General features: G+C 61.0%; 8 protein-coding genes. All 8 read left to right on the top strand.

All coding sequences use genetic code 11. The features are described 5' to 3' along the window. A partial coding sequence (nuoB, locus tag V7N12_RS13420) for an NADH-quinone oxidoreductase subunit NuoB (protein WP_333715133.1) occupies positions 1–260 on the top strand: 260 nt, incomplete at its 5' end. A 19-nt stretch (positions 261–279) separates the two neighbouring features. Beyond that, on the top strand, positions 280–894 hold the full coding sequence (locus tag V7N12_RS13415) for an NADH-quinone oxidoreductase subunit C (protein ID WP_333715131.1): 615 nt from the start codon (positions 280–282) through the stop codon (positions 892–894). Between the two features lie 80 nt (positions 895–974). Then, positions 975–1,943 (top strand): sulfotransferase, encoded by a 969-nt coding sequence (locus V7N12_RS13410; RefSeq protein ID WP_333715129.1) that lies wholly within the window; start codon positions 975–977, stop codon positions 1,941–1,943. Continuing rightward, on the top strand, positions 1,936–2,829 hold the full coding sequence (locus V7N12_RS13405; protein ID WP_333715128.1) for a sulfotransferase: 894 nt from the start codon (positions 1,936–1,938) through the stop codon (positions 2,827–2,829). Before V7N12_RS13410 ends, V7N12_RS13405 begins: the two co-directional genes overlap by 8 nt. A 3-nt stretch (positions 2,830–2,832) precedes the next feature. Further along, a complete protein-coding gene (locus V7N12_RS13400) occupies positions 2,833–4,071 on the top strand; it encodes an NADH-quinone oxidoreductase subunit D (protein ID WP_333715127.1) in 1,239 nt (412 codons plus the stop codon). Then, positions 4,068–4,265: a hypothetical protein gene (locus V7N12_RS13395; RefSeq protein ID WP_333715126.1), complete on the top strand. Its 198-nt coding sequence runs from the start codon at positions 4,068–4,070 to the stop codon at positions 4,263–4,265. The genes V7N12_RS13400 and V7N12_RS13395 overlap by 4 nt, the downstream gene beginning before the upstream one ends. A gap of 17 nt (positions 4,266–4,282) precedes the next feature. Continuing rightward, on the top strand, positions 4,283–4,621 hold the full coding sequence (locus tag V7N12_RS13390) for a hypothetical protein (protein WP_333715125.1): 339 nt from the start codon (positions 4,283–4,285) through the stop codon (positions 4,619–4,621). 119 nt (positions 4,622–4,740) lie between these two features. Then, the gene (gene nuoE, locus V7N12_RS13385) at positions 4,741–5,766 is read left to right on the top strand and encodes an NADH-quinone oxidoreductase subunit NuoE (protein ID WP_333715124.1); all 1,026 of its coding nucleotides are present in this window, start codon (positions 4,741–4,743) and stop codon (positions 5,764–5,766) included. Positions 5,767–5,877 lie beyond the last annotated feature (111 nt).

Genomic DNA, 5,877 nt, shown 5'->3' with positions numbered 1-5,877 from the left:
GCACGCTGACCAACAAGATGGCGCCTGCGCTGCGCAAGGTCTACGACCAGATGCCGGAACCCCGTTATGTGATCAGCATGGGGTCCTGTGCGAATGGCGGGGGCTATTACCACTACAGCTATTCGGTGGTGCGCGGCTGTGACCGCATCGTGCCGGTGGATATCTATGTGCCCGGCTGCCCGCCGACGGCAGAGGCGCTGCTTTACGGCATTCTGCAGCTTCAGCGGAAGATGCGCCGGACCGGAACCATCGTGCGCTAGGCACTGAAGGATTTTCAACATGACCGAAGCCCTGCAAGAACTCGGCAACCATCTGGAGCTGAAGCGCACCGACTGCGTGCTGTCATGGGAGGTGGCCCATGACGAGCTGACCGTGACCGTGGCGCCCTCGTCGCTGGTCAGCTTTGTGGAGTTTCTGAAGACCGATGGCAGCTGCAGGTTCTCGTCGCTGGTGGATATCACCGCCGTCGATTATCCCAGCCGCGCCAAACGGTTCGACGTCGTCTATCATTTTCTGTCGATGTATCAGAACCAGCGCATCCGCCTGCGCGTGCAGATTCGCGAAGACGACATGGTGCCCTCGATCATCGGCGTGCATCCTTCGGCCAACTGGTTCGAACGCGAGATCTTCGATATGTTCGGGATCCTGTTTTCCGGTCACCCCGACCTGCGCCGCATCCTGACGGACTATGGTTTCCGCGGCCACCCGCTGCGCAAGGATTTCCCGACGACCGGTTACACCGAGGTGCGCTATGACGAGGTGCAAAAGCGCGTGGTCTACGAACCGGTGAAGCTGGTGCAGGAATACCGCCAGTTCGACTTCATGTCGCCATGGGAAGGGGCGGACTACATCCTGCCCGGCGACGAGAAGAAAAAGGACGAGAAGGCGGGGTGATGGGTGGCGGCAAAAAGGCAGCGCCGACGATGCAGTGCGTCGTACAAGGGCGCAGGTGGCCCGGCGTCGGGACGCGATAGATGGTCACCGGTCCTGTCGATCCGCGCTTCGCCCAAGTGTCGCAATTATTCTTCGTGATCGGGGCGCAAAAGTGCGGTACCACTTGGCTGCACCGCTATCTGGCGCATCACCCCAAGGTCTGCGTGCCGGTGCACAAGGAAACGAATTATTGGCGGGCGGTTCATATTGGACCAAACTACCTCAAGAATGAAAACAGCGCGTTTTCTCGAAAGTATCGTGAAATTGTGCAGCCTTCTCTGAGGGTCAGGTTGAACCGACTATTGAAGCCTGCCAGCCGACCCGAGCCGGAACTTGTGAAATCGCTGCGCCTGGTCAAACGGGCGCTTGGGCAGGCCGACCGACCACACGCGTTCTATGCAGATTTGTTGTTCCAGAAAAAGACTCCGCAGACGCGTGCCGTAGGCGAGGTTTGTCCGCAATATGCGCTGCTTTCTGAGCAGACATATCGTGAAATGGCGGGCTTGGCAGAGAACGTCGGTTTTGTCTTCATAATGCGAGACCCCGCTGCGCGTGCGATTTCCGCTATCAAACACGGTCTGCGGTCTCGCCTTGGGCGCCAATACCCGATTGATGAGTCGATCCTGGCCGATGCGATATCAGAGGGGCTGCACGCACAGCGGGGGTGGGGATTCGACAAAACACATTATCACAAGACACTTGCGACGCTTGAGAGTGCAGTTCCCTCTGACCGCATCCACCTTATGTTCTACGAGACCATGTTCGATGACGCAGAAATCGGACGTATGAACGCCTTCCTCGGGATAACGCCGCATCAGGCTGATTACGGCTTACGGGCGAATGCCGATACAGCGCCCGGTCTGGCAGTGGACCCAGGGCAGAGGCGCGCGTTGGCTATGGCTTTCGCCGATGTCTATGCTGCCATGTCGGATCGCTTCGGTGACGCATTGCCTGCGGCTTGGCGCGATAGCATGGCTTTGGCCGCAGAGGCTGGGGTCAAGGATGCCTGACGCACCGATCCTCTATTGCCTCGGCGCGACCAAGGCCGGAACGACCTGGCTTTACCGCTATCTGCATGACCATCCCGATTGTGCCATGCCGGCGGTCAAGGAGGCGCATTATTGGGATACATTCGAGGCCGAGCGTCGCGACAAGCAATTGACCGCTTTCCGCGTGCGCCTGCGCGAGATGCGCGATGACAAGACACAGGCGGCCAAGGCGGGGCGGGGCTGGCAGGTCGACAACATGGACCGCCGCATCAACGAGATGAAGGCGCTGGTCGCGGTGCTGGAAGGTCCGCGCGGCGATGATGCCGCCTACCTTGGCTGGTTGCGGCAGGGCAGGGCCGATGCCCGGCTGGTTGCGGATATCACGCCCAACTATGCCACGCTCGATGATGCGACGCTGGAACGGATGCGCGATGCGGCGCCGGAGGCGAAGTTCATCCTGCTGATCCGTGACCCGCTGGACCGGCTTTGGTCGCACATCCGCATGCAGGCCCGCCGTCAGCGGCAGGAACACGAGAAATACGAAAAGAAGGCCAACAACATCCTTTACCGCATCCTCAATCGCGGGCAGGAGACGCATATCCTCGAGCGGGGCGATTATCCCAAGATCATCCGCAAGCTGCGCCGCGTGATCCCGCAGGGCCGCTTGCTGATCGCCTTCTTCGAGGATCTGCTGACCGATGCGGGGCTGGCGAAAGTCTGCGCATTTCTGGGGATCGCACCACGACAGGCGCAGGTCGAAACCCCCGTGCATGCCGGACCGGAAGTTGTTATGCTGGACAAGCTGCGCCCGCGCGCGCTTGGCCTTTTGAATGAGCACTATGAATGGGTGGCGCGCAATGTCGGGCCCCTGCCACAGCGGTGGCAAGACAATCTGGGAAGGGTTTAGGCCATGATGGACGGCGATATCCGTGTGAACACCTACGACGACGGCTCGACCGATGCGGCGACGGGTGAACAGAAGATCCGGAACTTCAACATCAACTTCGGCCCCCAGCACCCTGCGGCGCATGGGGTGTTGCGGCTGGTGCTGGAACTGGACGGCGAGATCGTGGAACGCTGCGACCCGCATATCGGCCTGCTGCATCGCGGCACCGAAAAGCTGATGGAAAGCCGGACCTACCTGCAGAACCTGCCCTATTTCGACCGGCTCGATTACGTGGCGCCGATGAATCAGGAACACGCCTGGTGTCTGGCCATCGAAAAGCTGACCGGCACGCAGGTGCCGCGCCGCGCCTCGCTGATCCGGGTTCTCTATTCCGAGATCGGCCGTGTCCTGAACCACCTGCTGAACGTCACCACGCAGGCGATGGACGTAGGCGCGCTGACGCCGCCGCTTTGGGGCTTCGAAGAGCGCGAGAAGCTGATGATCTTTTATGAACGCGCGTGCGGGGCACGTCTTCACGCGGCCTATTTCCGCCCCGGCGGTGTGCATCAGGACCTGCCCGACCAGTTGATCGAGGATATCGACACCTGGGCGCAGGCCTTCCCCAAGGTGCTGGACGATATCGACGGGCTCTTGACCGAGAACCGGATTTTCAAGCAGCGCAACGCCGATATCGGGATCATCACCGAAGACGATATCCTCGACTGGGGGTATTCGGGTGTGATGGTGCGCGGGTCGGGTCTGGCGTGGGATTTGCGCCGCGCGCAGCCCTATGAATGCTATGACGAGTTCGCGTTCCAGATCCCCGTCGGCAAGAACGGCGACTGCTACGACCGGTATCTGTGCCGCATGGAAGAGATGCGCCAATCGACCCACATCATCCGCCAGGCCTGCGAAAAGCTGCGCCATGAAAAGGGCGATGTGATGGCGCGTGGCAAGATGACCCCGCCGGCCCGTGGCGAGATGAAAACCTCGATGGAGGCGCTGATCCATCACTTCAAGCTTTACACCGAAGGCTTCCACGTGCCTGCGGGCGAGGTTTACGCCGCCGTCGAAGCGCCCAAGGGCGAGTTCGGCGTCTATCTGGTGGCCGATGGGACCAACAAGCCTTACCGCGCCAAGCTGCGCGCGCCGGGCTATCTGCACCTGCAATCGATGGATTACATCTGCAAGGGGCACCAACTGGCCGATGTCAGCGCCATCATCGGCACGATGGATGTGGTGTTCGGAGAGATCGACAGATGACGATGGCGGATATTCTCTTTGGTTTTCTGATCGCCTGCGGCTTTTTTCTGTCGGCGGCCGTGGCGCGGATGTTTCGCGGACGGCGTTCGGGGATCATTTTCGGCGGGGTGGTCGGTCTCGCGTTTTCGGTGGCGGCCCTTGTCTATGGCCTGAACTCTGTCTTTGATATCGCGGGTGCCGAGGTGGCAAACTGATGAGGAGAAACAACACCATGCGTTTTGCACTGATTCCGGTTTCACTTTTGGCGCTGTCCGCCTGTGCGGTCCAGATGCCCGATTTCCGCGCCGGCGGCATGGGGCCAACCGAACCGGCCGCAGCACCTGTGCCGCAGCCGACGACATCGCCGATTTCCGCCAAGGAACGGTTCGTTGCCGCGACCGAGGCGAACGGCTGTGTCTTCAACGCCGCGAATGTGGGGACGATCATGTCGGCGGCGGAATTGTCGGCGGGTGATCTTGAAACCATCCTGACCGATCTGGTCGCCGAGGGCCGCGCAAGACCGTCGGGCGATGCTGCCTTCACGATCACCACACCGGCCTGTATCGCGTAAGGGATGAACGCTCTGGTGGCCATGGTGCTTCTTGCTGGCGCAGGAACGCCAGCCGGGTTAGTTCCCGGCGCGATCTTCATGGCTCATCTGAGCACGATGCTACTTATTGGAATGAACTGATGCTACGCCGCCTCTATCACGAACAGCCCGAGACCTTCGCCTTCACGCCCGAGAACCTTGCCTGGGCCGAGGCGCAGATGAAGAAGTTCCCCGAGGGTCGTCAGGCCTCGGCGATCATCCCGCTCTTGTGGCGCGCGCAAGAGCAAGAGGGCTGGCTGACCCGTCCTGCCATCGAATATGTGGCGAAGATGCTGGATATGGCCTTCATCCGCGCCTTCGAGGTGGCCTCTTTCTACTTCATGTTCCAGCTTCAGCCTGTCGGGTCCGTCGCCCATATCCAGGTTTGCGGCACCCTGTCTTGCATGATCTGCGGGGCCGAGGACCTGATCGGCGTCTGCAAGGAAAAGATCGCCGACCAGCCCCATACGCTGTCGGCGGATGGCAAGTTTTCGTGGGAAGAGGTGGAATGCCTCGGGTCCTGCGCCAATGCGCCGATGGCCCAGATCGGCAAGGATTACTACGAAGACCTGACCGCCGCCCGTCTGGTCGAGATCATCGACGAACTGGCCGCAGGCCGCGTGCCGACGCCCGGCCCGCAGAACGGGCGCTTTGCCGCCGAACCCAAAAGCGGGCTGACCTCGCTCAAGGATTTCACATCTGGCAAGGCGAAGTATAATGCGAGCGCGCAGGCCGCCGTCGATATTGGCGACACGGTCAAGCGGATCGACGGGACCGAGGTGCCGCTGCTGACGCCATGGATCAAGGGTGCGGGCAAGGCTAAGGCCAAGAAACCGGCGACCAAGGCCGTCGCGCCGACGCCTGTGGCGGATGTGGATGTCGTGGAGAAGGCGCCCGAGACGCTTGCGGCGGCGCGTGAGGGCGGGGCGGATGATCTCAAGAAGATCAGCGGCGTCGGACCCAAGCTGGAAGGCGTCCTGAATGATCTGGGCTTTTATCATTACGACCAGATCGCCAAGTGGACCGAGGAAGAAATCGCTTGGGTGGATGCGCGGTTGAAGTTCAAGGGCCGGATCCAGCGTGACGACTGGATCGGACAGGCGACCAAGCTTGCGAAGCAAAGCTAGGCGCCCGCGTTTTGGGCGCTTGGGGCGGATCGGCGACGCAAGGATGTGGTTGTCAGGACAGTAATTCTTTACCCGCAGGCCGTTGATCGGTTAGACGTGGGGCAAGCGCGT

The organism is Yoonia sp. (assembly GCF_036770585.1).
GTDB lineage: Bacteria > Pseudomonadota > Alphaproteobacteria > Rhodobacterales > Rhodobacteraceae > Yoonia.
This window is presented reverse-complemented; position numbering and strand designations above follow the sequence as displayed.